Raw genomic sequence first — 25,108 nt, 5'->3', positions numbered from 1 at the left:
GGCCGGTCGGACGGCCGTCGTCCGCCGCCCGGCAGGGCAGCCTCGCAGCATACCGGTGGCCGGACCCTGCCGCTAGGGTTGCTGCGTGCTGCTCTCCGACCGCGACATCACCGCCCAGCTCGCCGAGGGGCGGATCGGCCTCGACCCGTACGACTCCTCGCTCGTGCAGCCGTCGAGCATCGACGTCCGCCTCGACAAGTACTTCCGGCTGTTTGACAACCACAAGTACCCGCACATCGACCCGGCAGAGGACCAGCCCGAGCTCACCCGTCTCGTCGAGACCGACCCGGACGAGGCGTTCGTGCTGCACCCGGGGGAGTTCGTCCTCGGTTCGACGTTCGAGGTCGTGACGCTGCCGGACGACATCGCGGCACGCCTCGAGGGCAAGAGCTCGCTCGGTCGCCTCGGCCTCCTGACGCACTCGACGGCGGGCTTCATCGACCCGGGCTTCTCGGGCCACGTCACGCTCGAGCTGTCGAACGTCGCGACGCTGCCGATCAAGCTCTGGCCGGGCATGAAGATCGGGCAGCTCTGCTTCTTCCAGCTCTCGAGCCCGGCGGAGAAGCCGTACGGCTCTGCCGAGTACCAGTCGCGCTACCAGGGCCAGCGTGGTCCGACCCCGTCGCGCTCGGCGCTGAACTTCCACCGCGCGGACGTCTCGCAGCGCGACTGACCGCGGACGGGGCCGATCGCGCCCATCCGGAGGCCGCCGCGGAACCGGTGATGTACTACTGCGCGGCGAAATGTCGCACTCTGTGTATCGTTGCTGCATGGCCGAAGCACCGACCCGTGCGCCGCAGCCGGTGGTGGCGTCCGAGATCATCCGCGACGCCCGACTGCGCGCCGGACTGACGCAGGTGCAGCTCGCCGCTCGCGCCGGGGTCACGCAGAGTGTGATCAGCACGTACGAGAACGGTCGGCGGGAACCGTCGCTCGCGGCGCTGCAGCGACTCGTCCGTGCTGCGGGGTTCGAGGCATCGGTCGACCTGCTCCCGGTGGACGCTCCGCCTCCCCTGGTCGATCGCATCGCGGCCGCGCGCGACGCCCTGGTCGCGGCGGTGGAGCGCAACGGCGGTGCCGCACCCCGCGTCCTGTGCACCACCGGCTCCCGGCGGCGAGCCGAGTCCGTCGGGCTGCTCGTGGACCTCGAGCCCGGCGCCGGGATCTTCACCCTCATGCGGATCCAGGACGAGGCGGAGCGGCTGCTCGGTGTCGACGTCGAGGTGCTCGACGCCCTGTGCGCCGGGCCGGACCTGCACCGTGCAGCGGTCCCGCTGTGACGGGTGCCACGGGACCGGAGGTGGACGAACGGCTCGACGCGGTCGTGCGTGCGTGCGAGGCGATCGAGCGCTACGTCGCAGGCGCCGCTCCGTCGGACGTCGTGCTCGACGCGGTCCGGATGCGGTTGGTCGAGATCGGCACGGTCGTCGCGGCCCTGCCCGGTGTCCTCACGGCCACCGAGCCCGAGATCCCGTGGGCGCGTCTCGCCGGCGTGGGGGACCGGTTGACCGGCCGACGCCGAGCGGTGACGCCATCGGTGCTGCTGTGGACGGCACGCGTCGACGTGCCACGGCTGCGGGAGGCGGCGGAGCGGCTGCGCGCGACGGGTGCGACCCACGTCCTTCCGGGCGATCCGGCGCACCCGGACGGCGAGCCCTCCGACCCGGCCGGCGAGCCCTCCGACCCAGCCGGCTGACGGACGGGAGGCCCGTGGCGGCCGCGCCCCGTGCCTCCCGTCCGGCGCTCCGTCCGTCCCGCGAGACGGGGGCGTCTGCGCGAGACGCACCGCGGCCACCGAGGCGCCCCCGGAACCGGAGGCGTCTCGCGGGCGTGGCGGCGTCTCGACCCGACGCCGGCGTCTCGACGCCGGTGCCCCGGGACGCGGGAAGGCCCCGTCTCGCCGGAGCGAGACGGGGCCTTCCTCGTGCTGTGGTGCTGTGGCGCTGCCGTGGAGGGGATCAGCCCTTCTTGGCGAGCTCTTCGAGGGTGTCGTTGCCCTTGTAGGCCTCGACCGCGTTCTCCTTGGTGACCAGGACCGGGGTCAGCTCGACGGCCGGCACGACCTTCTTGCCGTTGTCGTTGTTCTTGTCCTCGGTGGTCTTCGGGGTCTTGCCGTCGGCCAGGTCGGAGACCAGGTCGATCGCGGCCTGCGCCTCTTCGGTGGTGTTCTTGTAGATGGTCGAGTACTGCTCGCCCTGCATGATCAGCGGGATCGAGGCGGTCTCGGAGTCCTGACCGGTGACGACCGGGTTCGGCTTACCAGCAGCCTTGGTGGCGGTCAGGATGGCGCGGGCCAGGGTGTCGTTCGGCGACAGGACGCCGTCGAGCTCGGTGTTCGTGTACGACTTCGTCAGGATGTCGGTCATGCGCGACTGGGCGTTCTGCGCGAGCCAGCCCTGGGTGTTCGTCTTCGAGAACGAGGTCTGACCCGAGACGACCTTGAGGGTGCCGTCGTCGATCTTCGGCTGGAGCACGTCCATGGCGCCGTTGAAGAAGACCTTCGCGTTGGCGTCGTCGGGCGAGCCGGAGAAGAGCTCGATGTTGTACGGGCCGCTCGACTTCTTGGCCTTCATGCCGTCGAGCAGGGCCTGGCCCTGCAGCTGGCCGACCTTGAAGTTGTTGAACGCGACGTAGTAGTCGACGTCGTCGGTGTTCAGGATGTTGCGGTCCCAGGCGATGACGACGGCGCCGGACTTCTTGGCGGCGGCGACCTGCGTGCCGAGCTGCGAACCGTCGGCGGCACCGATGATGATCGCCTTCGCGCCCTTGGTGACCATCGACTGGATCTGGCCCTGCTGGTCCGGGACCGGGTTGCCGGCGTTGGCGTACTGGATGTCGGCCTTGAAGCCGGCGTCCTCGATCGACTTCTCGAACGCGGCACCCGCGAGGACCCAGTTCTGCGAGGTCTTGGCGGGGAGCGCGACGCCGATCAGGTCGCCCTTCTTGATCTGGACGTTCGAGGCGCCGCCCGACGAGTCCGAGCCGGCGTCCGAGTTGCCGCGGGCCGAGCAGCCGCTGAGGGCCAGACCCGCGACGAGTGCCAGGCCGATGCCGGCGATGAGCTTCTTGCGCATGAGATTGCTTTCTCTTCGTTGAGGAGTGGTGCTGTGTGGTGCGGGGATCGTGCGGGCGGCCACCGGAGCGGCCGCCCGCCACGTGTTACTGGACGTTGACCTTCTCGGGCTGGTCCTCGATGCTCCGCGGCTGCTGCGCGGCCACCGTGTTCTGTTCGGTGTCCTTGCGTTGGAACTGCTTCAACATCCCGCCGATCAGGGACGGACGCCCCTGCGACTTCGAGTAGACGTCGAAGGCGACGGCGACGAGCAGGACGAGACCGCGGATGATCTGGACGCGGTTGGACTCGAGGCCCACCAGCGACAGACCGTTGGACAGCAGGGCCATGACGAGACCACCGATGATCGATCCGGAGATCGTGCCGATGCCACCGGCGACCGCTGCGCCACCGACGAACACGGCGGCGATCGCGTCGAGCTCCCAGCCGGTGCCGTCCGCGGGGCCCGAGGCACCCGAGTAACCGACGAAGACCATGCCGGCGACGGCGGCCAGGACGGACATGTTCATCATGACGAAGAAGTTGACCTTGCGGGCGCTGACGCCGGACAGGACGGCGGCGTTCGCGTTGCCACCGACCGCGTAGACCTGGCGGCCGAAGATCGTGTTCTTGGTCAGGAAGCCGTAGACGATGGTCAGGACACCGAGGATGATCGCGACGATCGGGATCGACGTGCCGGCGGGGCCGGCGGCGAACAGGTAGGTCGCGACGAGGGTGACGGCGACGAGGATGCCCGTGCGGACGATCGAGACCCAGAGCGGGACGAGCTCGGCGTGCATCTTCTTGCGACGCTGACGGCCGCGGAACTCGAGGAAGACGAGCACGAGGCAGGTGACGATGCCGAGGATGAGCGTGCCGTTCGAGAACCCGAAGTCCGGGCCGAAGTCGGGCAGGAAGCCCGAGCCGATCTTCGCGTAGTCGTCCGGCACCGGCTGCGACGTCGAGTTGCCGATGATCTGGTTCGCACCGCGGAAGATGAGCTGGCCGGCCAGGGTCACGATGAAGGCCGGGACCTTCACGAACGCCACCCAGAAGCCCTGCCAGGCACCGACGGCTGCACCCACGGCGAGGCCGAGGATGATCGCGGCCCACGCCGGGAAGTTCCACTGCGCCATCGACTGGGCGACGATGATGCCGGTGAACGCCGCGACGGAACCGACCGACAGGTCGATGTGTCCCGCGATGATCACCATGACCATCCCCAGCGCCAGGATGAGGATGTAGGAGTACTGCAGGAACACGTTGATGATGTTCGTCGGCTCGAGGATGAGCCCGTTCGTCAGGATCGAGAACAGGATCAGGATCGCGATGAGCGCGATGATCATGCCGTACTGGCCGATGCTGTTGCCCTTGCCGAACAGCAGTTTCAGGTTCTTCATGAGATCAGTGCGCCCTTCCGCGCGGAGGTCATGCTGCGCATGAGGGTCTCGGGGTCGGCCTGGTCCGCGGGGACGTCGGCGGTGATCTGGCCCTCGAAGATCGTGTAGATCCGGTCGGAGAGGCCGAGGAGTTCGGGGAGCTCGGAGGAGATGAGGATGATGCCCTTCCCCTGTGCCGCGAGCTGCTGGATGATGCCGTAGATCTCGAACTTCGCGCCGACGTCGATGCCGCGGGTGGGCTCGTCGAGGATCAGCAGGTCCGGGTCGGTGAACATCCACTTGGACAGGACGACCTTCTGCTGGTTCCCGCCGGACAGCTTGCCGACGTTCTCCTCGACGGTCGGCACCTTGGTGCGGAGCATCTTGCGGTAGCGCTCGGCGACGTCGTACTCCTCGAGGGAGTCGACGACACCGGCCTTCGAGATCTTCGGCAGGTCGGCGGCGACCGTGGAGCGCTTCACCGTGTCGAGCAGGTTCAGACCGAGGGCCTTGCGGTCCTCGGAGACGTAGCCGAGGCCGTTCTGGATCGCCTGCTGGACGTTCGCGATCTTGATCTCGCGGCCGTCCTTGATGATCTGGCCGTCGATGAAGTTGCCGTACGAGCGGCCGAAGATGCTCATCGCGAGCTCGGTGCGGCCGGCGCCCATCAGGCCCGCGAAGCCGACGATCTCGCCGCGGCGGACGTGGAAGTTCGAGCCCTTCGCGACCAGGCGCGAGGCGTCCTGCGGGTGCTGGACGGTCCAGTTCTTGACCTCGAAGAAGACCTCGCCGATCTTCGGCGTGCGGTCCGGGAACCGGCTCTCGAGCGAGCGGCCGACCATCCCGCGGATGATGCGGTCCTCATTGACGCCGTCGCCCTTCACGTTGAGCGTCTCGATCGCCTTGCCGTCACGGATGATCGTGATCTCGTCGGCGATCTGCTCGATCTCGTTGAGCTTGTGGCTGATGATGATGCTCGCGATGCCCTTGGACTTCAGCCCGACGATGAGGTCGAGCAGGTGCTGCGAGTCGTTCTCGTTCAGGGCCGCGGTCGGCTCGTCGAGGATGAGGAGCTTGACGTCCTTGTGCAGGGCCTTCGCGATCTCGACGAGCTGCTGCTTGCCGACACCGAGGTTCTTGATCTGCGTGTCCGGGTCCTCGTCGAGGCCGACGCGGGCGAGCAGGTCCTGGGCGCGGAGCTGGGCGCTGGTCCAGTCGATGACACCGAAGCGGCCGGGCTCGTTGCCGAGGAACAGGTTCTCGGTGATCGACAGCTCGGGGATGAGCGCGAGCTCCTGGTGGATGATGACGATGCCGGCCTGCTCGGACTGCTTGATGTCCTTGAAGCGGACCTCGTCGCCCTCGTAGACGATCTCGCCGCTGTAGGTGCCGTACGGGTAGACGCCCGACAGCACCTTCATGAGGGTGGACTTGCCGGCGCCGTTCTCGCCGCAGATCGCGTGGATCTCGCCGGCGCGGACGCTGAGCGACACGTCCGAGAGCGCCTTGACACCAGGGAACTCCTTGGTGATCGACCGCATCTCGAGGATGGTCTCGGCGCTGGTGACGGACCTGGTGGCCAGGTCCGGTCCCTGTGGGGTTGACGCCACGGTGCATCTCCTTCTGCCGCTGCGGTGCGGCAGTCCTTCGGGTGGTGAGGTGCGGCATCGGGGGCGCAGGAGTGCCTGCGTGGACCTCGTTGTCGCGTCCGGTGTCCTGCTCGGTGTGACGGTCATGTGACCGTTCACATCGGCGGAACGGAGGTAATTTACGCACAGCCCCGTCGCGGCTGTCAATTCGGTTCGGTCGCGTTTTCGTAACGGCCCGCGTGATCCGGCGGAATCCGCGTCCTGACGCCCCCCGAGGTGGGGTGGTCGGGCGTCACGCAGGGCGGACGGGAGGCGCGGGGCGGGGCCGCGACGGGCCTCCAGGCCGACGCGTGGTCGCGGTCCGGGCCGCGCGGCGCGGACCCGCGTGGTCGCGTCAGCGGCGCCGGGGTGCGCCCGTCGATCCGCGCACCACGAGCTGCGGCACGAGGTCGACCGGGCGGAGCGTGTGCCCCTCGGACGGCAGGAGCAGTTCGACGCAGCGCCGACCGAGCTCGGGGAAGTCGACCTCCACCGTGGTCAGCGGCGGCCAGAGGTGCTTCGCCTCGGGGATGTCGTCGTAACCGACCACGGACAGGTCTCCCGGGACGTCGAGCCCGTACGACCGCGCCGCGTGCATGACCCCGAGCGCCATCGCGTCGTTCGAGCAGAAGATCGCCGTGCAGTCCCGGTACCGCAGGAGCTCCCGGCCCGCGTGGTACCCGAAGTCCGCGGTCCAGTCGCCCAGGATCGGCGGCACGACGGGCATGTCCCGGTCGGACATCTCGCGCAGGAACCCCTGCATGCGGGCCTCGGCCTCGATCCAGTCCTGCGGCCCGGCGATGTGCCGGACGTACTCGTGGCCGAGGTCGAGCAGGTGCGCGGTCGCCAGCCGGGCACCCTCCATCTGGTCGATGAAGAGCGTCGAGCGCTCGTCCCCGCCGCTCGTGCGGAGCGCCACGTAGGGCGTCCGCATCCCGAGCTCCTCGATGAGGTCGAACACGCGCTGCTGCGGCGCGATGACGATGATCCCCTCGACGTCCTGGTCGAGCAGGTGCCCGAGACCGTCCCGGACCGCCTCGTCGGTGGCCGCCGCGATGTTCGCGGTCGTCACCGAGTAGCCGCGCGTGACGGCGGCGTCCTCGATCGCCTGCATCGTCGCGGCCGGTCCGTAGTGGGAGCGCTGCGCGGTGAGCACGCCGATGGTGTGCGTCCGACTGGTGACCAGGGCGCGCGCGGCGCGGTTCGGCCGGTACTGCAGCTGCTCCATCGCGGCGAGCACGCGGTCCTTGGTCTCGGCGCGGATGGCGTCCGAGTTGTTGAGCACGCGCGACACCGTCTGGTGCGAGACGCCGGCGACCCGCGCGACGTCACGGATGCTGGGCGAGCGCGGTTGCTGTGTCCGCGGTGACGCCATCGTTGCTCTCTCCTGCTCGGGGCCGTGGCACCTCGATGTGCACGTTCACATTCCGAGCCAGATCATTATGCACGTCCCCGCGCTGCACGCCAGCCGTACCCGCGTCAGAGCCAGTTGCGCTTCCGGAACACCAGCCACAGGATCCCCGCCAGGGCGAGCATCGCCACGATCGCGACCGGGTAGCCGTACCGCCAGTGCAGCTCCGGCATGTGGTCGAAGTTCATGCCGTAGACGCCGGCGATGAGCCCCGGGGCGAAGAGGATGGCCGCCCAGGACGAGATCTTCTTGACCTCCTCGCCCTGGCGGTGCGCGGCCCGGGCGAGCTGCCGGCTCTCCTCGCCCTGCGCCAGGGAGGCGCTCGTCATCCGCCGCATCGCCTCGTTCTGCTCCTGCGTCACGAGGGTCGAGTGCAGCGTGAGGGCGTTCTCGAGCAGCGCCCGGAACGAGTCCACCCGCTCCGTCACGCGGAGGGCGTGGTCGAGCACGTTGCGCAGGCGGTGCTGCACCTCGTCGTCGACGCCGTACTTGTCGGCGCCCCGGAGCAGCCCGCGCACCATCGCCGGCACCGGGGCCGTGGCGCGCTGGAACCCGAGCACCTCGCTGAGCAGCTGGTAGATGCGCTTCGAGACGCCGGGGTCGACCTGGCCCGCGAACAGCTGGTCCTCGATGGCGTCGACCTGGTCCTGGATGACCTCGACGACCGGTGCGTAGCCGTCCACGATCTCGTCGAGCACGGCGGCGGTGACGGCTTCGGACCCCGTGGCGAGGAACTCCGGGTCGGCCTCGACCCGGCAGCGGACGGCGGCGAGGTCGGGCTCCTCGGCGTGCCGCACGGTCACCACGAACCGCCGACCGACGAAGAGGTGCACCTCGCCGAACTCGACCTCGTTCGTGTCGGCGCGGTGCCAGGCGGGTCGGAGCACCAGGAAGAGCGTGTCGCCGTACCGCTCGAGCTTGGCGCGCTGGTGTCCCTTGCGGGCGTCCTCGACGGCGTTCTCGTGCAGGTCGAACTCGGCGGCGACGGCCTCGAGCTCGGCGTCGTCGGGGCGCAGCAGGCCGATCCAGGCGAGCGTGCCGTCCGCGGCCGTCGCCGTGGTGGTGACCGGGTCGCTCTCCGTGGCCCGGGACAGGCTCGCGGGACCGCCGATGCGACGTCCTGCGACGTAGACGGCGTCGTCGATGCGTGCCATGTCGTGCTCCTCGTGCTCGGGATCAGGCAGGCGCGATGCTCCGCGACGGAGCAGGGCGAGCACGGGCACCGGTCGAGCCGGTGCGGAGCGTGCGTCAGCGAACGGGCACGGCGACGACCGGGGCGGTCGTCCGGCCCGATCGAGGATGGTCACCCGACATCGCGCCTCACCTGCCCTTCTCGTCGTCCGCGGTCGCCAGGGCGCGACCAGCGGGCCACGTTACCCGGAGGGTGGACGTGCGTCGAGTGAGCGATCGCTCAGCGGGTGACGCGCAGTCCCTGCTGCTCGAGCTCCGTGAGCTGCCACCCGAGCCAGGGGCTCCAGGCGAACGGTGCCGCGGCGACCGACGCCCGCAGTTCGTCCTCGGAGAGCCAGGCGTACTCGGCGACCTCGTCGTCCGCGGGGGCCGGGACGTCGTCGGTCACCGCGCGGAACACCGGGCAGACCTCGTTCTCGACGATGCCCGAGGCGTCGACCGCGCGGTACCGGAAGTCGGGCAGCACGAGCTCGACGTCGCGCACGGTGATGCCGAGTTCGCGGGAGGCGCGGCGGGCGACGGCGTCCTCGAACGCCTCGTCCGGTCCGGGGTGCCCGCAGAACGTGTTCGTCCACACCCCCGGCCAGGTCTTCTTCGACAGGGCGCGACGGGTCACGAGGACCTTGCCCTCGGCGTTCCGCACGTGGCACGAGAAGGCGAGGTGGAGCGGGGTGTCCTCGGTGTGCACCGCGAACTTCTCGGCGGTGCCGATGGGAGTGCGGTCTTCGGCGAGCAGGACGACGGATTCCGGGAAAGTGTTCATCTGCCCCGATAGGTTAGGCCAATGAGCGAGGAAGCGGCCACCGTGGCGCAGATCGACCTCGCACTGGTCGACGACTGCATCGAACGCTTCTTCGCGGTGTCGTCGGCCCGTGCGCGTCGGTTCGGCAGACCGTCCGAGGAACTCTGGCGGGTGCTCCGTCGAGCGAGCATGGGCGGCAAGCGCTTCCGCCCCCGCATGGTCCTCACCGCGTACGCCGGGCTCGGCGGCACGGACGCCCACGCCGCCGCGAACGTCGCCGCCGCGTACGAGCTGCTCCACACCGCGCTCGTCGTGCACGACGACGTCATCGACCGCGACTGGTCGCGCCGCGGGGAGCCGAACGTCGCCGGGTCCTTCCGCGACACCGGCACCACCGGTGGTCTCGCGCTGCCCACCGCTGAGCACCGGGGGGTGAGCGCCGCCGTCATCGCGGGGGACCTCGCCCTCGTCGCCGCCGCACGCTTCGTCGAGGCGTCCGGTGTCGTCGACGACCGTCGTGCCCGGCTGCTCGAGATCCTCGACGACGCGGTCTTCGCGAGTGCGGCGGGCGAGATGACCGACGTCGACCTCGCGCTGGGCGTCATGCCCTCCGTCGACGAGGTCCTGGCCATGGAGCGGGCGAAGACGAGCGTCTACTCGTTCGAGGCGCCGCTGCAGTCCGGTGCCGTGCTCGCCGGCGCGGACGAGTCCGTCGTGGCCGCCCTCGGTGCCTTCGGTCGCGAGATCGGCATCGCCTACCAGATCGTCGACGACCTGCTCGGGGTCTACGGCGACGAGACCGTGACCGGGAAGTCCGTGCTCGGCGACCTGCGCGAGGGCAAGCGCACCATGCTCATCGCCTACGCCGCGACCACCGACTGCTGGGACGACATCGCGCCCTACCTCGGCGACCCCGACCTCGGCGAGGAACGCGCGGCCGAGCTCCGTGCGACCCTGGAGACCTGCGGCGCGAAGGCGGCGGCCGAGTCCCGGATCGCCGAGCACGCCGCCCTCGCCCGAGCCGAGCTCGCGGCCCTGCCCTACGAGCTCGCCGAACGACTGGAGCACCTGGTGTCCGAACTGCTGGAGCGCGTGCGGTGACCCAGACCGCACCACCGCGTCTGCCCCTGTACGACGCGACGGCCGAGGCTGCCTCCGGGGTCGTCATCGAGCGCTACTCGACCTCGTTCGGCCTGGCGAGCCGGCTCCTCACCCGGGACACCCGCGAGCACATCCGCAACGTGTACGCCCTGGTCCGCGTGGCCGACGAGGTCGTCGACGGTCCCGCGACCGAGGCCGGACTCGACCACGACCTGGCGCGCACCGTGCTCGACGAGCTCGAGGCCGACACCGAGCGTGCGATGGCACTGGGCTTCTCGGTGAACCCGGTCGTGCACGCCTTCGCCCGCACCGCCCGCACGACGGGCTTCGGGCCGGAGCTCACGAAGCCGTTCTTCGCGTCGATGCGCATGGACCTCGAGCGGACCGAGCACGACCAGGAGTCGTTCGACCGGTACGTGTACGGCTCCGCCGAGGTCGTCGGGCTGATGTGCCTCCGCGCGTTCGTGTACCGGGCCGGTCGGCCGACCTTCGACGACGCCGTGCTCGTCGACGGTGCCCGCGCGCTCGGGGCGGCCTTCCAGAAGGTGAACTTCCTGCGCGACCTGCACGCCGACTTCGAGGTGCTCGGCCGCTCGTACTTCCCGGGGGTCGACGTCCGCACGTTCGACGAGGCCACCAAGGACCGCCTGGTCGCCGACGTGCAGGCCGACCTCGACCGTGCCGCGCTGACGGTGCCGCTGCTCCCCGTCGACGCGCGCAAGGCCGTCGGCCTCGCGCACGCGCTGTTCCAGGAGCTCAACGACCGGATCGCCGCGTGCCCGGCGGACCGCCTGGTGACGACGCGCGTGCGCGTGCCGAACCCGGTGAAGGCGCAGCTCGCCGCGCGCGTGCTCGCCGGACGCGCCCCGCTGTCGTCCCGCGCAGCCCACCACCGGTCTGGAGGCCGTGCATGACCCCGTCCCGTGCCTCCCGTCCGTCCACCCCCGCGTCGCGGCGCGCGGTGCCGGCCCGACGTGCCGTGATCGTCGGCGGCGGCATCAGCGGACTCGCGTCCGCCGCGCTGCTCGCCCGCGACGGCTACGCCGTCACCGTGCTCGAGCAGCGCGACCAGCTCGGCGGCCGCGCCGGGTCGTGGGAGCGGGACGGCTTCCGGTTCGACACCGGGCCGTCCTGGTACCTCATGCCCGAGGTGTTCGACCACTTCTTCCGGCTGCTCGGCACCACCGCCGACGCCGAGATGGACCTCGTCCGGCTCGACCCGGGCTACCGCGTCTACAGCGAGGGCGACGACGAACCGATCGACCTGCGCGCGGACCGCGAGGCGAACATCGCGCTCTTCGAGTCGATCGAGCCCGGTGCCGGTGCGCGGCTGCGGAAGTACCTCGACTCCGCCGAGGACACCTACGCGATGGCCGTCCGTCGCTTCCTCTACACGACCTTCCAGGACCTGACGAAGCTCGCCGCCCCGGACGTCCTCCGTCGTCTGCCGAAGCTCGCCCGGCTCCTGCTGCAGCCGCTGTCGTCGTTCGCGTCGAAGGCCGTGCGGGACCGTCGGCTCTGGCAGGTCCTCGGCTACCCGGCGGTGTTCCTCGGCACGAGCCCGTACGCCGCGCCGAGCATGTACCACCTGATGAGCCACCTCGACCTGGCCGACGGGGTGCTCTACCCGAAGGGCGGCATCACCGAGGTCATCGCCGCGGTCGAGCGCGTCGCCCGTCGCGAGGGTGCCGAGATCACCACGGGTGCGACCGTCGAGCGGATCGTCGTCGAGGACGGGCACGTCACGGGCGTCGTGCACCGCGATGACTCCGGTGCGGAGCACACCGTGCCCGCCGACCTCGTGGTGAGCGCCGCCGACCTGCACCACACCGAGCTGCACCTGCTCGACGCGGAGCACCGGACGTACCCGGAGCCGCACTGGCGGAAGCGCGACCCGGGGCCGAGCGCCGTGCTCGTCTACCTCGGGGTCGACGGCCCCGTGCCCGGGCTGCTGCACCACACGCTGGTCTTCACCGCCGACTGGGAGGCCAACTTCGGCGCGATCTTCGGCAAGGACCGACACGTGCCGGACCCGGCGTCGATCTACGTCTGCGCGCCCTCGCTCACCGACGACACCGTCGCGCCCGAGGGGTCGAGCAACCTGTTCGTCCTGGTGCCGCTGCCCGCCGACCTGTCCATCGGGAAGGGCGGCATCGACGGTGCCGGCGACGCCGAGGTCGAGCGCATCGCCGACCGCGCGATCGACGTCATCGCGGAGCGCTCCGGCGTCCCGGACCTGCGCGACCGCATCCGCGTGCGTCGCACGATCGGCCCGCAGGACTTCGCCGACGACTACAACGCGTGGAGCGGCTCGATGCTCGGGCCGGCGCACACGCTGGCGCAGAGCGCGTTCTTCCGCGAGGCGAACGTCTCCCGCAAGGTGGACGGCCTCTACTACGCGGGCGCCTCGACCACCCCGGGCATCGGCCTGCCGATGTGCCTGATCAGCGCCGAGGTGCTGCTCAAGCGCATCCACGGCGACACGTCGACCGAACCGCTGCCGACGCCACTGCCGGCACCGTCGTCGGGGCCCGCCGGGTCGTCGACGGCCGGGTCCGCCCGGACCGTGGGCTGATGCCGGGGGCGTACCTCGCCGGACTCGTGGTGTCGATCGCCGGCATCGCGGTGCTCGACGCCCGGTACCGGCTGTTCCTCTGGCGCAGCCCCCTGCGTGCCGCGGCGGTGATGGTGATCGGGCTCGTGTTCTTCCTCGTGTGGGACGTCGCGGGCGTGCACCTCGGCATCTTCTTCATCGGGCAGGGCGACCTGCTGACCGGGGTGCTGCTCGCGCCCGAGGTCCCGCTCGAGGAGGTCTTCTTCCTCGTGCTGCTCTGCTGGACGACGATGGACCTGTTCGGTGCCCTGCGTCCGGTCGTGGCCCGGCGGCTCGACCGTGCCGGGTCCCGGGTCGGGCCCGACGAGGAGCGACGCTCGTGACCGGCACGGCGACGTACGCCCTGCTCGCGGTGCCGTTCCTGGCCTTCGCGGCCCTCGTCGCCGTGGCGGCCGGAGTCGTGTCGGCCCGTCGCCGCGGAGCCGGTCGCGGACAGGCCGGTCGTGGGCGGGCCGGTCGTGGCCGGGCGGGGCGCCGGTGGGTCGGTGTGGGCGGTGTCGTCAGCGCCGTGGCGGCCGGCGTCGTCCTGCTCCTGATGACCGGCGTCTTCAACAACGTGATCGTGGGGCTCGGCATCGTCGCGTACGACGACGCGCTGGTCTCCGGCGCCCGGGTCGGGCTGTTCCCGGTCGAGGACCTGGCCTACTCGCTCGGTGCCGCCCTGCTGCTGCCGAGCTGCTGGGTCCTGCTCGAGCGGCCGCGGGCCCGGTCGTCCGCGCACCCCACCGTCCGCGGGGCGGGACGCGGGACCGGTACGGTCGGAACGCCGACCCAGCCACCCCGTCGACCGGAGGAGACCCCGTGACCGTGAGCAGTGCCTCCAGACCGTCGACCGCGCGCGCCCTGTTCGTGTCGTCGCGACCGATCAGCTGGGTGAACACCGCCTACCCCTTCGGTGCCGCGTACCTGCTCGGCAGCGGGGTCGGCGTCGACGGTGGCGGCGGCTTCTCGCTCGTCGCGTTCCTCGTCGGGGTCCTGTACTTCCTCGTGCCGTACAACCTGGCCATGTACGGCATCAACGACGTCTTCGACTACGAGTCCGACCTGCGGAACCCCCGGAAGGGCGGGGTCGAGGGCGCGCTGCTGGACAAGAGCGTCCACCGCACCACGCTGTGGGCGGTCGTCGTCACGAACGTCCCGTTCCTCGTCGCACTCGTGGTGCTCGGCGCGCTGAGCGGCAACGGGCCGTGGTCGTGGCTCGTGCTCGCGATCAGCGTCTTCGCGGTGATCGCGTACTCGGCACCGGGGCTGCGCTTCAAGGAGAAGCCGTTCCTCGACTCGCTGACGTCGTCGACGCACTTCGTCTCACCGGCGGTCTACGGGCTGGCGCTCGCCGGCCCGCACTGGACCGGGGCACTCGTCGCCGTCTGCGTCGCGTTCTTCCTGTGGGGCGTGGCCTCGCACGCGTTCGGCGCCGTGCAGGACGTGCTGGCCGACCGGGCCGGCGGCATCGGCTCCGTCGCGACGGTGATCGGCGCCCGGGCGACGGTCCGGCTGGCGTTCGTGGCGTACCTCGTGGCCGGCGTCGCGCTGCTGTTCTCGGACTTCCCGGGGCCGATCGCGGCGATCGTCGTCGTGCCGTACGCGCTCAACGTCCTGCCGTGGTGGAACATCACCGACGCCGGGGCCGAGGCGGCGAACGCGGGATGGAAGCGGTTCCTCTGGATCAACTACCTGGCGGGGTTCATCGTCACGATGGCCCTCATCGGCTACGCCTGGACGCACTGACGCAGGCTGCTGCGCGGGCGGTGGGTGCGGCTGCACGACACTCGTCGTCGGCCTGACAGACTGGACGCACGCGCCGCGGGAGTCGTGGCGCGCCGGTCACGAAGGAGTGCACGCATGACGGTCCGCATCATCCACGTCGGTCTCGGAGGGTGGGGCGGCAACTGGGCCCGCACCGCCATCCCGCAGGTCACCGAAGTGGAGGTGGTCGGGCTCGTCGACCCGGTCCCCGCGACGCTGGACGCCGTGCGCGAGGACCTCGACCTGCCGGCATCCGCCGCCTTCGCCTCGCTCACCGAGGCGCTCGCCGGGGTCGAGGCCGACGCCGTCGTCATCACCGCACCGGCCGTCACGCACGTGCCGCTCGCACTCGAGGCCCTCGAGGCCGGCAAGCACGTCCTGGTCGAGAAGCCGTTCGCGAACTCCACCGACGAGGCGCTCACGGCGGTCCGTCGGGCCGAGGAGCTCGGGCTCGTGCTGCAGGTCAGCCAGAACTACCGCTGGTACCCGGCACCCCGGGCGGTCAAGGAGCTGCTCGCGGCGAAGGAGCTCGGCGAGCTGTCCGCGATCAGCATCGACTTCCGGCAGTGGGACAACGACCAGCCCGTCGAGACCTACCCGCACTACCGGTTCCCGCACCCGATGATCAACGACATGGCGATCCACCACTTCGACCTGCTCCGGATGATCACCGGGCTCGAGGCGGTCCGCGTGTACGCCCGCGCGTCGTACCCGAGCCACAGCAAGTACCAGGACGAGGCCGTCACGTCGATGATCATCGAGCTCGAGGACGGTCTCGTCGTGAGCTACCGCGGCAGCTGGCTCTCGCGTGCTCCGCGGACCGCGTGGGCGGGAGAGTGGAGCATCCAGGGCGAGGACGGCGAGATCTGGTTCACGAGCCGCGACGGATCGCCGAGCGAGATCGCCGGGGACCGCGTGACGCTGCGGGCCGACCAGGACGCCGAGGCCGAGGCCGTCGACCTCCCGACGCTCGAGCACACCGACCGGCAGGGCGGGCTGCAGGCCTTCGCCCGGTCCGTCGAGGGCGGCCCGGCTCCCGAGACGAGCGGCCGGGACAACCTGCGGAGCCTGGCGTTGATGGAGGCCGCTGGTCGCTCGGCAGCCTCCGGCCGCCCCGAGGACGTGGTCCTGCCCGAGTAGGGCGCTCGCGAGCTCGGGTGCTTCCGGGCGTACCTGGTCGATCCGGGCGTACCTGGTCGATCCGTTCGACCAGGTACGCCCGTTCTCACCAGCCATCGCAACCGTTCCGGGAAGGAACGGGTGCGCGGGGACGCACGTCACGACGGACGGGAGGCGCGGGGCGGGGCCGCCGCGCGCCTCCCGTCCGACGTCCGCCCGGCACCACTGCCGCGGGACTCGCGCTGCGCGACGGTCCTCGTGCGCGTGCGTGCGAGGGCCGTCGCCAGGCCCGGGTCTCGGGCCCGGCGCTACGCGGCGCCGGCCACCCTCCTGGCCTGCGCGACCGCGGCGCGCACGCCCCGCGAGAACGCGGGGCCGTGCCCGGGCAGCACGTGCCGGGCCTCGGTGTCCTCGAGCCGACCGAGCGACGCGACGGCCTCGTCGACGTCCGCCGTCGCGGCCGGCGCGACCACCCGCGGCCCGATCCCACCGGTGTAGGGGTCGAAGGTGACCAGGGCGTCGCCCACGATCAGCGCGTCGCGGTCGGCGAAGTGCAGCGCGACGTGCCCGTCCGTGTGCCCGGGCGTCTCGATGATCCACGGGTTGCCGGGGACGTCGGCGCGGGACACCAGCGGCTGCGTCTCCGCGATCCCGTCCACCGTCGCCGCACCGGCGAGCAGCATCCGACCGAGCGGTGCGAGTCCGCCGGGGTGCACCGCGACGAAGCCGAAGCGGTTCGTCTGCGGCCGGTACGAGTACGGGTGAGCCGCCAGGTCGCGGTCGCCCGGGTGCACGAAGACGGGCGTGCCCCACTCGCGGTGCATCCTGGCGGCGGTGCCGACGTGGTCGAAGTGCCCGTGCGTGAGCAGCAGCGCCTCGACCCGAGCGGGCGTGTACCCGAGGTCGTGGACGGCGAGCAGCAGGTGCGGCCACGCGGCGGGCAGCCCCGCGTCGACGACGAGCAGGCGGTCGCCCGTCTCGACGAGGTACGTGTTGGTGTGTGCGATCTCGAGGCGGTGGATCCCCTCGGCGACGTCCCGGAAGAGCATGGGCTGCACCGTAGACCGCGGTCGCTCGGTGCCATGCCGGGGACCGCCTGGTAGGCACGAAGCATGGCCAAGGACAGCATCCCCGAGCTGGAGCTCGCGAACGTGCGGACCCGCGAACGCCTGACGGACAGCGTCAGCGAGATCCGGCGGCGCTCCGACGTGCCCGCGCGCACCCGGCTGGCGCTCGCGAAGGCCCGGCAGCGCTGGCACCGCGACCCGACGCCGCTCATCGCGATGGGCGTCACCGCGGCGACCGGCATCGCGGCGATCGTCCTCGGCACCCGCATCGGGCGGACCGACGCCGGGTACCTCGACCGTCCGGCGGCGTCGACCGCGTTCACCGCGCTCCTGCCCTTCGGCGCGCGCGGCGAGCTCGACGCCGACCAGGCGCGCGGCGGCCGGAAGGGGCGGAAGGCCCGGCGCAAGGCGGCCGAGGAGTCGCTCGAACGCGACCCGGTGCACAAGAACCGCGTGAAGCAGCGGGCCGGCATCGCCGCGGTCCAGCGCCGCGCGACGAAGAACCGGAAGCAGGCTGCGGCGCGGTCGAAGGCGGCGGCGAAGGCCCTCGCGAAGGCGAAGGGCTAGACCATGGCGCACAAGGACAAGACCCTCCAGCAGGAGATGCAGCACAAGCCGGCACCGGACGACCCCCGGAAGCCGGACAGCCCGACGGACCTCACGAAGCCGTCGTTCACGTACACGCTGAAGAAGACGCTCCGCGAGTTCACCAGCGACCAGTGCACCGACCTGGCCGCGAGCCTGACCTACTACACGGTGCTCGCGCTCTTCCCCGGTCTGCTGGCGATCGTGTCGATCCTCGGCCTGGTCTCGAACCCACGGGACACGATCGACACCCTGCTCGACGTCGTCACGAACGTCGGTGGCGGGCAGGTCGCCGAGCTCCTCCGCGACCCGGTCGAGGGCCTCGTGCGCTCGCCTGCGGCGCCGATCACGTTCATCGTCGGTGTGCTCGGCGCCCTCTGGTCCGCGTCGGGCTTCGTCGGCGCCTTCGGCCGGGCGATGAACCGCATCTACAACGTCCGCGAGGGCCGACCGATCTGGAAGCTCCGACCGACCATGCTCGGCGTCACGGTGTTCACCGTCGTGCTGCTCGTGCTGGGGCTCCTCGTGCTCGTCTCCGGACCGCTGGCCCGGGCGTTCGGCGACGTCATCGGCCTCGGCGACGCCGCAGCGCTCGTGGTCTCGATCGTGCAGTGGCCGATCCTGCTCGCGATCATGATCGTCGTCGTCGCGGTGCTGTACTACTGGGCGCCGAACATCCGCCAGTCCAAGTTCAAGTGGGTGAGCGGCGGCGCGCTGGTCGGCATCACGATCTGGATCATCGCGAGCGTCGGCTTCGGCTTCTACGTCGGGAACTTCTCGAACTACAACGCGACGTACGGCTCCCTCGGTGGCGTCATCGTCTTCCTGCTCTGGATCTGGATCACGAACAACGCGCTGCTCTTCGGTGCGGAGTTCGACGCCGAGCTCGAGCGCGGCCGCCAGCTGCAGGCCGGCATCCGGGCCGAGGAGGACATCCAGCTCCCCGAGCGCGACACCCGCCAGATCGAGAAGCAGGACGAGCAGCACGCCAAGGACGTGCTCGAGGGCATCAGGATCCGCGAGAGCGCCGGGCGCTCGAAGGACTGACCGGCTCCTGCACAGCGGCGGCGGCCGGCCCCGCCCTCCACAGCCGGGAGGCGCGGTGCCGGTCCGCCACGCCCGCTCCGTAGGGTGGGACGCATGACCCACACCGCTCCCGCCACCGCCCGCCCGACCGCGCTCGTCACCGGGGCCACCCGCGGCATCGGCCGCGCGATCGCGCTGGACCTCGGGCGGACCCACCACGTCCTGGTGGGCGGCCGCTCCGCCGACGCGGTCGCCGCGCTCGTGGCCCAGCTGCCGAGCGCGTCACCGTTCGTCGGCGACCTCGGCGCGGGTGACGTGCCGGACCTGCCGGGCTCGCTCGACGTCCTGGTGCACAGCGCCGGGGTCGAGCAGGGCACGCGGATCGCTGACACCCCACGCGACGTGTGGGAGCAGGTGTTCGCCACCAACGTCTTCGCGGTCGCCGAACTGACACGGCTGGCGCTCCCCGCGCTCCGGGCGGCGCGCGGCATCGTCGTGCCGATCAACAGCGGCTCGGGATTCACCGCAGGTCCCGGCGGCGGTGTGTACGCGGCGTCGAAGTTCGCGCTCCGGGCCTTCGCGGACGCGCTGCGCGAGGAGGAGCGGGCGAACGGCGTGCGGGTGTCGAGCGTGCACCCGGGCCGCACCGACTCCGACATGCAGCGCGCCCTGACCGAGAAGCTCGGCGAGGACTACGACACCGCCTACTACCTGGCGCCCGAGGACGTCGCCGCGGCCGTCCGGACCGTCGTCGACCTGCCGGAGCGCGGCACGATCGAGTCGGTCGCGATCCGGCCGACCCGGAAGCGGTAGCCACCAGCCGGGTCGGCGCGGAAGGGCTACCGCAACGCGATCCGACCCGTCAGGTCGAGCCGCTCGAGGAAGGTCTCGTCGTGACTGGTCACGACGAGGGCGCCGCGGTACGCCCGGAGCGCCGCCACGAGCTGGTCGACGCTCGTCAGGTCGAGGTCGTTCGTCGGCTCGTCGAGCACCAGGAGCTGCGGCGGCGGGTCCGCGAGCACCAGCGCGGCCAGCGCCACCCGGAAGCGCTCCCCGCCCGACAGCGAGCGGACGGGACGGTCCACCGTGTCGCCGCGGACGAGCAGACGCGCGAGTCGGTTCCGGAGCTCCCCGTCGGGTACGTGCGGGGCGTCCCGCCGGACGTTCTCGAGCACGGTGGCGTCGTCGTCGAGTCCGTCCCGACGCTGCGCGAGGTACCCGATCCGGTCGACGTGCGGCACCGCCGCGGTGTCCGGGACCGGGTGGTCCCGTGCGGTGGGGCTCCCGACGAGCTGGTCGAGCAACGTCGTCTTGCCGACGCCGTTGTCGCCCGTCACGGCGAGGCGTTCCGGGCCCTGCACGACGGTGTCCCGCCCGCGCACGGTGATCGTCGCGATGCGCCGTGACGCCGGCACGTCCGGGTCTGGCAGTGCCACGTGCAGGGGCTCGTCGTCGCGCAGGCGCAGTTCGGCCTCCCGCACCGCCGACAGGGCCTGCGCCTCCGCCGAACCGTGCGCCGTCCGGAGCCGACCAGCGGTCTCCTGCGCCTTCTTCCGCTGCTCGTTCGCCAGGATCTTCGGCATCGAGCGACCCGCCTTCTCGCCCGCCCTCGCCCGGCGCGCGATCGTCGTCTCGGCCTCGATGCGCTGCCGCTTCTCCGCGCGGTGCCGTTGCTCGGCGACGCGGACCTCGCGGGCGACGGCGGCCTGCTGCACGGCGAGGTGTTCCTCGTACGCGCTGAACGTCCCGCCGAACACCGTCGCCGAGCCGCTGCGGAGCTCCACGGTCTCGTCGACGTGCTCCAGCAGCTCCCGGTCGTGACCGACGACGACGAGGGTGCCGCGCCAGCCGTCGACCAGGTCGAGCAGGGCCGCGCGGGCCCGCCGGTCGAGGTTGTTCGTCGGCTCGTCGAGCAGTGCGATCGGACGTCCTCGCAGGCGGATGCCGGCCACGGCCGCCAGGACCGCCTGCCCGCCCGAGAGGGTCGTGACGGGTCGGTCGAGGTCGTCGCCGTCGAGCCCGGGGACGTCCGCGAGCGCTGCGGCGGCACGCTCCTCGACGTCCCAGTCGTCGCCGACGGCGTCGAGGTGTGCGGCCGAGGCGTCGCCGTCCAGGACGGCTCGGAGCGCCGCCAGCGTCGGGCGGATCCCGAGCAGGTCCGCCACGGTGTCCCCGGGGCGGGCGTGCAGCCGCTGGGGCAGGTGGTCCACCGGACCGGTCGTGCTGACCGAGCCGGACGTGGGCTGGAGCCGGCCCGTGACGAGCCGGACCAGCGTGGACTTGCCGGCGCCGTTCCTCCCGACCAGGCCGGTGCGTCCGCGGCCGAAGGCGGCGGTGAGGTGGTCGAGCGCGACGGTGCCGTCGGGCCAGGTGAAGGTGAGGTCGTGCAGGACGACGGACGGTGTTGCGGGCATGGGGGTGCCTCCCGGATCGTGAGCTGGGCGCACGACACCGGACCCGCGGCGACCGGAGGGGTCGGCACTCGGGCGCGCCCGAGGGGGCGCGACGACCAGGGCGCCCGACGGGGCGCGACGATCACGGTGTCAGCGCGAGGACTGCGCGGTACCGGTGATCGACTGCAAGGCTGCTCGTTCCGTCGGGGACCCCCGTGTCCGCCACCCGTGCTGCCGGTCGGTCTCCCGCCCCGGCGTCCCCGCGTGACGACGAGGTGTCACCCACCGTAGGGCGGACGCCGCTCCTCGGCAAGAGGTGACAGGCTGGGGGGCATGCCGGAGAACCTGCTGCCGAACCCGACCGCGAACCCCGCGACCCTGCTGCCGGAGGAGCCCGAGGTGACCGCCGCGCTCGCTGCCGACGCCCCGGTGTCGAGCGTCGTCGTGTCGCACCCGTCCTCGAGCCTGGCGTGGGCGCTCCTCGCCGACGAGGCCTGGGCGCGCGGCGCGACCCTCGAGTCCTACGCCTACGCCCGCGTCGGGTACCACCGCGGTCTCGACGCCCTGCGGAAGGCGGGGTGGCGCGGTGCCGGGCCGGTGCCGTGGTCGCACGAGCCGAACCGTGGCGTGCTCCGCGCGCTGTTCGCCCTGCGCCGCGCGGCGTCCGCGATCGAGGAGCCGGGCGAGCCCGAGCGCCTGACGGAGTTCCTCGACGCGTCGGACCCCGAGGCGCTCCGCGCCCTCACCGCGGGGGAGTAGCGGGCGGCCGTGGCGGCGCCGCTGCGCGGCTGCCGCCCGCTGCGGATGCAGTCCGACCGCGCGGCGCCGCGCACCGCGCACCGCGGTGTCGGCGCGACGCCGCCGCACAACCGGAAGCACCTCGCGCCACGGGAACCCGTGGCGCGAGGTGCTTCCGGTTGTGCGCGAGCAAGGCGCGCCACGGTGTGCCGCGGCGCGTCGGCGCGTCGGCGCGTCGGCGCCGCAGCGGCGCCGCCCCTACCCGAGCACCACGCTCCACGAGAACGCCTGCGGCCACAGCTGGTGCTCCGGGAGCACGTCGAGCCCGCAGGCCCGCGACCCCAGCCCGTGCTGCGCCGCGTCGAGGTACAGGTACGCGTGCTCCGGCGTCGGCAGCTCGTACGGGTGCATCGCACGCCCGAGCTCCTGCGCGGTCCACTGCGAGAGCGTGAAGCCCGCCCGGTGCGCCCCGACGGTCGACACCGTGAACGGCCCGACCGACAGCGTCCGCAGCCCCGGCCGGTGTCCGGTCTCCTGCGGCATCGAGTAGTCCACGGTCAGCGCCCGCGCCGGCGCACTGAACCGGCCGACCCGAGCAGCACGCGACGAGTCCGCGTACGACTCCGCCGGTCCGGTCCCGAACCACGAGGCATCGCCGTCGAGCAGCGACGCCGGCAGGTCGAACCGCACGCCGATCCGCGGCCAGGTGACGTCCCACGCCCCGAACGGCACCGCGTCGGTCTGCAGCAGCAGTCCGTCGTCGGTCAGGGTCCAGCGGTGCGTGACGTCGACGCCCCACCCGCTGTTCGCCGCCGCCACACGGACGCGCTGCTCGAGGCCGTGGTCAGTCCGCGACACCGACACGAGCCGGTGCGTCAACCGGTCGAGCCCGCGTTCGCGCCACCGGACCGCCGATGCGGGAGCGGTGGGGTCGCCGACGCCCTTCGTCAGCACCGGGTCGGCCGTCTCGTACCCGCCCTGCGAGGCCAGGCTGTCGTTGTCCGTCGGTGCGCGCCACAGCTCGAGCCGCGGCCCGGCGACCTCGTGCCCCTTCCAGGACACCAGGTCACCGCGGGCGGTGAAGGTCCCCTCGCCGAGACGGTCGCCGTCCCATCCCTGTCGGGAGGCCCGGGGCACGTCCGCCGCGCGGCTCGCCACGAGCCGCTGCGTGCGTGCGACGACGTGGCCGGTGTCCGCCCACGCGGTCGGCCCCGCCAGCTCCGCCGTCACGTCGATCCACAGCTCGTCGCCGGGGTCCAGGGACCTGGAGTCCGCGGCTGCCGCGAGCACCTCGTCGGGCACCGGGACCGTGGCCGACTGCCGGGCCGCGACGACGCCGGGGGTGAAGCGGCCGCTGGCCTCCTCGACCCCGTTCCGCGACAGGGTCCACCGGAAGCGCAGTCCTGCGGTCGATGCGGAGTGGTACCGGTTCTCGACGAGCACGGTGGTGTCCGACAGCGAGAACCGGATCGGGGCCACGACGGCCGCGAACTCCGCCAGCCCCGGCGTCGGGGAGTCGTCGGGCAGCACGAGGCCGTCCATCACGAAGTTGCCGTCGTGCACGACCTCGCCGAAGTCGCCGCCGTAGGCGTAGTAGTCCTGGCCGTCGGCGGTGCGGGCGAGGAGCCCGTGGTCCCGCCACTCCCACACGAAGCCGCCGTGCAGTCGCGGGTACTTGTCGACCAGGTCCTCGTACTCCTGGATCTGGCCGGGTCCGTTGCCCATCGCGTGGACGTACTCGCAGTGCAGGAACGGCTTCGTCCGCTGCCGCGCGGCCTCGGCCGGACCGCACCCGAGCAGCGGGGTCTCCGGGCCGCCGCCGATCGACTCGGTCTCCTGCAGCGTCGGGTACATCCGCGAGTACACGTCGGTGTAGGCGCCGGTGTAGTCGCCCTCGTAGTGCACCGGGCGCTCGTCGTCGCGGTCGTGCACCCACTGCGACATCGCGGCGAGGTTCCGGCCGGTGCCGGACTCGTTGCCGAGCGACCACATGACGATCGACGCGTGGTTCTTGTCGCGCTCGACCGTCCGGGCGATGCGGTCCAGGTACGCCTCGCGCCAGGCCGGGTCGTCCGAGGGGTTCCCGACCCAGTCGGTGAAGAGGAAGCCGTGGGTCTCGAGGTCGCACTCCAGGACCACCCAGAACCCGAGCTCGTCCGCCAGGTCGAGCACACGGGGGTGCGGCGGGTAGTGCGAGGTGCGGATCGCGTTGACGTTGTTCCGCTTCATGAGCGCCATGTCCGCGCGGGCGTGCTCCTCGTCGAAGACGCGGCCGCGCACGGGGTGGGTCTCGTGCCGGTTCACCCCGTGGAACACCACGCGCTCGCCGTTCACCAGGAACCGGTCGCCGACGATCGACACGGTGCGGAAGCCGAGGCGCAGCGCGACGGTCTCGCCGCCCGCGCGGCCGCCGGCGTCCGTGCCGGTGGAGACGGTCGCGTCGTACAGCTTCGGGACCTCGGCGCTCCACGGCTCGACGCCCTCGAGGGTGATCGGCGCGACCTCGTCGGCCGAGGCCCACGTCACGTCGACACCGAGGTCGGGCACCCGGAAGCGCACCGGGAACGCGGCATCGAGGGTCGGGAACGTGATCGTCCCCGTGCCGGTCTCCGGCCGTCCGGAGGCAGCCGTACCGGCCGTGGCGGCGTTGCCGAGCGTGGCGGTCCAGCCGGCGCGCACGAACACGTCGTCGATCGGCGCGGTCGGTCGGGCGAGCAGGGTGACGCTGCGGAAGATGCCGGGCAGCCACCACTGGTCCTGGTCTTCGAGGTACGAGGCGGCCGACCACTGGTGCACCCGGACGAGCAGCTCGTTCGACCCCGGCACGAGCAGCGAGGTCACGTCGAACTCGGTCGCGAGTCGGGATCCGGTCGACCAGCCCACGAGGGACCCGTTCAGCCACACCCGGAAGTGCGACTCGACACCGTCGAAGCGCAGCAGCACCCGGGCCGCGGCGTCGAAGGACGCGGGGACCTCGAACGTGCGGCGGTGGTCGCCGGTCGGGTTCTCCTCCGGCGGGTGCGGCGGATCGATCGGGAACGGGTACTGCAGGTTCGTGTAGCTCGGCGCGCCGTGCCCGTGCAGGACCCAGTGCGACGGCACGGGGAGGCTGCCCCACCCGTCCTCCACCCCCGGGAGCGGGACGTCCGCGACCGGCGACCACCGGAAGTCCCAGTCCCCGTCGAGCGACAGGGACGGGGCGTCGGTGTGCAACCAGGCCCGCGGCGCGAGCCGGGTGTCCGAGCCCGGTGCCGTCGAGGCGAGCGCGTCGAGCGCATCGGGCGTGGTGCTGGTGGAGGACGAGTGAGCAGCGATG

Annotated in this window: 23 protein-coding genes; 14 read left to right on the top strand and 9 right to left on the bottom strand. The window is 71.9% G+C overall.

All coding sequences use genetic code 11. From position 1 onward, the window contains the following. The first annotated feature begins 85 nt into the window (after window positions 1–85). From dcd to ACIP6W_RS03670, 3 genes are all read left to right on the top strand, one after another. Window positions 86–673, top strand: a complete 588-nt coding sequence (dcd, locus tag ACIP6W_RS03680; RefSeq protein WP_209684193.1) for a dCTP deaminase — start codon at window positions 86–88, stop codon at window positions 671–673. Between the two features lie 97 nt (window positions 674–770). After that, entirely contained in the window at window positions 771–1,280 is a 510-nt protein-coding gene (locus tag ACIP6W_RS03675; RefSeq protein WP_400428338.1) for a helix-turn-helix domain-containing protein, read from the top strand. Then, window positions 1,277–1,696, top strand: coding sequence for a DUF86 domain-containing protein (locus ACIP6W_RS03670; RefSeq protein ID WP_400428336.1), 420 nt, complete (start codon window positions 1,277–1,279; stop codon window positions 1,694–1,696). Before ACIP6W_RS03675 ends, ACIP6W_RS03670 begins: the two co-directional genes overlap by 4 nt. 262 nt (window positions 1,697–1,958) lie before the next feature. Here the strand turns inward: ACIP6W_RS03670 and ACIP6W_RS03665 are convergent, their stop codons facing one another. From ACIP6W_RS03665 to idi, 6 genes are all read right to left on the bottom strand, one after another. Further along, the gene (locus ACIP6W_RS03665; RefSeq protein WP_066651861.1) at window positions 1,959–3,074 is read right to left on the bottom strand and encodes a sugar-binding protein; all 1,116 of its coding nucleotides are present in this window, start codon (window positions 3,072–3,074) and stop codon (window positions 1,959–1,961) included. Between the two features lie 85 nt (window positions 3,075–3,159). Continuing rightward, the gene (gene mmsB / locus ACIP6W_RS03660) at window positions 3,160–4,452 is read right to left on the bottom strand and encodes a multiple monosaccharide ABC transporter permease (protein ID WP_326496708.1); all 1,293 of its coding nucleotides are present in this window, start codon (window positions 4,450–4,452) and stop codon (window positions 3,160–3,162) included. Continuing rightward, entirely contained in the window at window positions 4,449–5,972 is a 1,524-nt protein-coding gene (mmsA, locus tag ACIP6W_RS03655) for a multiple monosaccharide ABC transporter ATP-binding protein (protein WP_209676583.1), read from the bottom strand. The genes mmsB and mmsA overlap by 4 nt, the downstream gene beginning before the upstream one ends. A 442-nt stretch (window positions 5,973–6,414) precedes the next feature. Continuing rightward, a complete protein-coding gene (locus ACIP6W_RS03650; protein WP_066651865.1) occupies window positions 6,415–7,434 on the bottom strand; it encodes a LacI family DNA-binding transcriptional regulator in 1,020 nt (339 codons plus the stop codon). Between the two features lie 104 nt (window positions 7,435–7,538). Then, the gene (locus ACIP6W_RS03645) at window positions 7,539–8,624 is read right to left on the bottom strand and encodes a magnesium and cobalt transport protein CorA (protein WP_400428334.1); all 1,086 of its coding nucleotides are present in this window, start codon (window positions 8,622–8,624) and stop codon (window positions 7,539–7,541) included. 257 nt (window positions 8,625–8,881) lie between these two features. Then, window positions 8,882–9,424, bottom strand: a complete 543-nt coding sequence (gene idi / locus ACIP6W_RS03640; RefSeq protein WP_066651866.1) for an isopentenyl-diphosphate Delta-isomerase — start codon at window positions 9,422–9,424, stop codon at window positions 8,882–8,884. Window positions 9,425–9,445: 21 nt separating this feature from the next. Here idi and ACIP6W_RS03635 point away from each other — a divergent pair, with 21 nt between their 5' ends. From ACIP6W_RS03635 to ACIP6W_RS03605, 7 genes are all read left to right on the top strand, one after another. Next, complete coding sequence (locus tag ACIP6W_RS03635; protein ID WP_066651867.1) at window positions 9,446–10,504, top strand: polyprenyl synthetase family protein; 1,059 nt, start codon at window positions 9,446–9,448, stop codon at window positions 10,502–10,504. Beyond that, window positions 10,501–11,418: a phytoene/squalene synthase family protein gene (locus ACIP6W_RS03630; RefSeq protein WP_209684186.1), complete on the top strand. Its 918-nt coding sequence runs from the start codon at window positions 10,501–10,503 to the stop codon at window positions 11,416–11,418. Before ACIP6W_RS03635 ends, ACIP6W_RS03630 begins: the two co-directional genes overlap by 4 nt. Further along, window positions 11,415–13,079 carry a phytoene desaturase family protein gene (crtI, locus tag ACIP6W_RS03625; RefSeq protein WP_400428332.1) on the top strand — a complete coding sequence of 555 codons (1,665 nt, stop codon included), beginning with the start codon at window positions 11,415–11,417 and terminating at the stop codon, window positions 13,077–13,079. The genes ACIP6W_RS03630 and crtI overlap by 4 nt, the downstream gene beginning before the upstream one ends. Then, window positions 13,079–13,441 (top strand): lycopene cyclase domain-containing protein, encoded by a 363-nt coding sequence (locus tag ACIP6W_RS03620; protein ID WP_066651873.1) that lies wholly within the window; start codon window positions 13,079–13,081, stop codon window positions 13,439–13,441. The genes crtI and ACIP6W_RS03620 overlap by 1 nt, the downstream gene beginning before the upstream one ends. Then, a complete protein-coding gene (locus tag ACIP6W_RS03615; RefSeq protein WP_209684180.1) occupies window positions 13,438–13,923 on the top strand; it encodes a lycopene cyclase domain-containing protein in 486 nt (161 codons plus the stop codon). The genes ACIP6W_RS03620 and ACIP6W_RS03615 overlap by 4 nt, the downstream gene beginning before the upstream one ends. After that, entirely contained in the window at window positions 13,920–14,846 is a 927-nt protein-coding gene (locus ACIP6W_RS03610; protein ID WP_209684178.1) for a prenyltransferase, read from the top strand. The genes ACIP6W_RS03615 and ACIP6W_RS03610 overlap by 4 nt, the downstream gene beginning before the upstream one ends. A gap of 114 nt (window positions 14,847–14,960) precedes the next feature. Then, window positions 14,961–16,004: a Gfo/Idh/MocA family protein gene (locus ACIP6W_RS03605; RefSeq protein ID WP_251154163.1), complete on the top strand. Its 1,044-nt coding sequence runs from the start codon at window positions 14,961–14,963 to the stop codon at window positions 16,002–16,004. Window positions 16,005–16,291: 287 nt separating this feature from the next. Here the strand turns inward: ACIP6W_RS03605 and ACIP6W_RS03600 are convergent, their stop codons facing one another. After that, window positions 16,292–17,032 carry an MBL fold metallo-hydrolase gene (locus ACIP6W_RS03600; protein WP_271826950.1) on the bottom strand — a complete coding sequence of 247 codons (741 nt, stop codon included), beginning with the start codon at window positions 17,030–17,032 and terminating at the stop codon, window positions 16,292–16,294. A gap of 63 nt (window positions 17,033–17,095) precedes the next feature. Here ACIP6W_RS03600 and ACIP6W_RS03595 point away from each other — a divergent pair, with 63 nt between their 5' ends. The 3 genes from ACIP6W_RS03595 (at window position 17,096) to ACIP6W_RS03585 (ending at window position 19,474) form a co-directional block, all read left to right on the top strand. Further along, window positions 17,096–17,617: a hypothetical protein gene (locus ACIP6W_RS03595; protein WP_400428328.1), complete on the top strand. Its 522-nt coding sequence runs from the start codon at window positions 17,096–17,098 to the stop codon at window positions 17,615–17,617. A 3-nt stretch (window positions 17,618–17,620) separates the two neighbouring features. Then, complete coding sequence (locus ACIP6W_RS03590) at window positions 17,621–18,682, top strand: YihY/virulence factor BrkB family protein (RefSeq protein ID WP_066651884.1); 1,062 nt, start codon at window positions 17,621–17,623, stop codon at window positions 18,680–18,682. Window positions 18,683–18,775: 93 nt separating this feature from the next. Further along, window positions 18,776–19,474 carry an SDR family oxidoreductase gene (locus tag ACIP6W_RS03585; protein WP_400428325.1) on the top strand — a complete coding sequence of 233 codons (699 nt, stop codon included), beginning with the start codon at window positions 18,776–18,778 and terminating at the stop codon, window positions 19,472–19,474. A 26-nt stretch (window positions 19,475–19,500) separates the two neighbouring features. On the opposite strand, the gene ACIP6W_RS03580 is transcribed toward ACIP6W_RS03585, so the two are convergent. Next, entirely contained in the window at window positions 19,501–21,075 is a 1,575-nt protein-coding gene (locus tag ACIP6W_RS03580) for an ABC-F family ATP-binding cassette domain-containing protein (protein ID WP_400428323.1), read from the bottom strand. A gap of 312 nt (window positions 21,076–21,387) precedes the next feature. Between ACIP6W_RS03580 and ACIP6W_RS03575 the strand changes: the two genes are divergently transcribed. Next, window positions 21,388–21,813 (top strand): DUF3151 domain-containing protein, encoded by a 426-nt coding sequence (locus tag ACIP6W_RS03575; protein WP_209676372.1) that lies wholly within the window; start codon window positions 21,388–21,390, stop codon window positions 21,811–21,813. 237 nt (window positions 21,814–22,050) lie between these two features. On the opposite strand, the gene ACIP6W_RS03570 is transcribed toward ACIP6W_RS03575, so the two are convergent. Further along, window positions 22,051–25,107, bottom strand: a complete 3,057-nt coding sequence (locus ACIP6W_RS03570) for a glycoside hydrolase family 2 TIM barrel-domain containing protein (RefSeq protein ID WP_400428877.1) — start codon at window positions 25,105–25,107, stop codon at window positions 22,051–22,053. Window position 25,108 lies beyond the last annotated feature (1 nt).

It is taken from the genome of Curtobacterium sp. NPDC088465 (genome assembly GCF_044753165.1).
Classification (GTDB): Bacteria; Actinomycetota; Actinomycetes; order Actinomycetales; family Microbacteriaceae; genus Curtobacterium.
The sequence above is the reverse complement of the archived record's forward strand: the minus strand, read 5'-3'. Positions and strand labels throughout refer to the sequence as shown.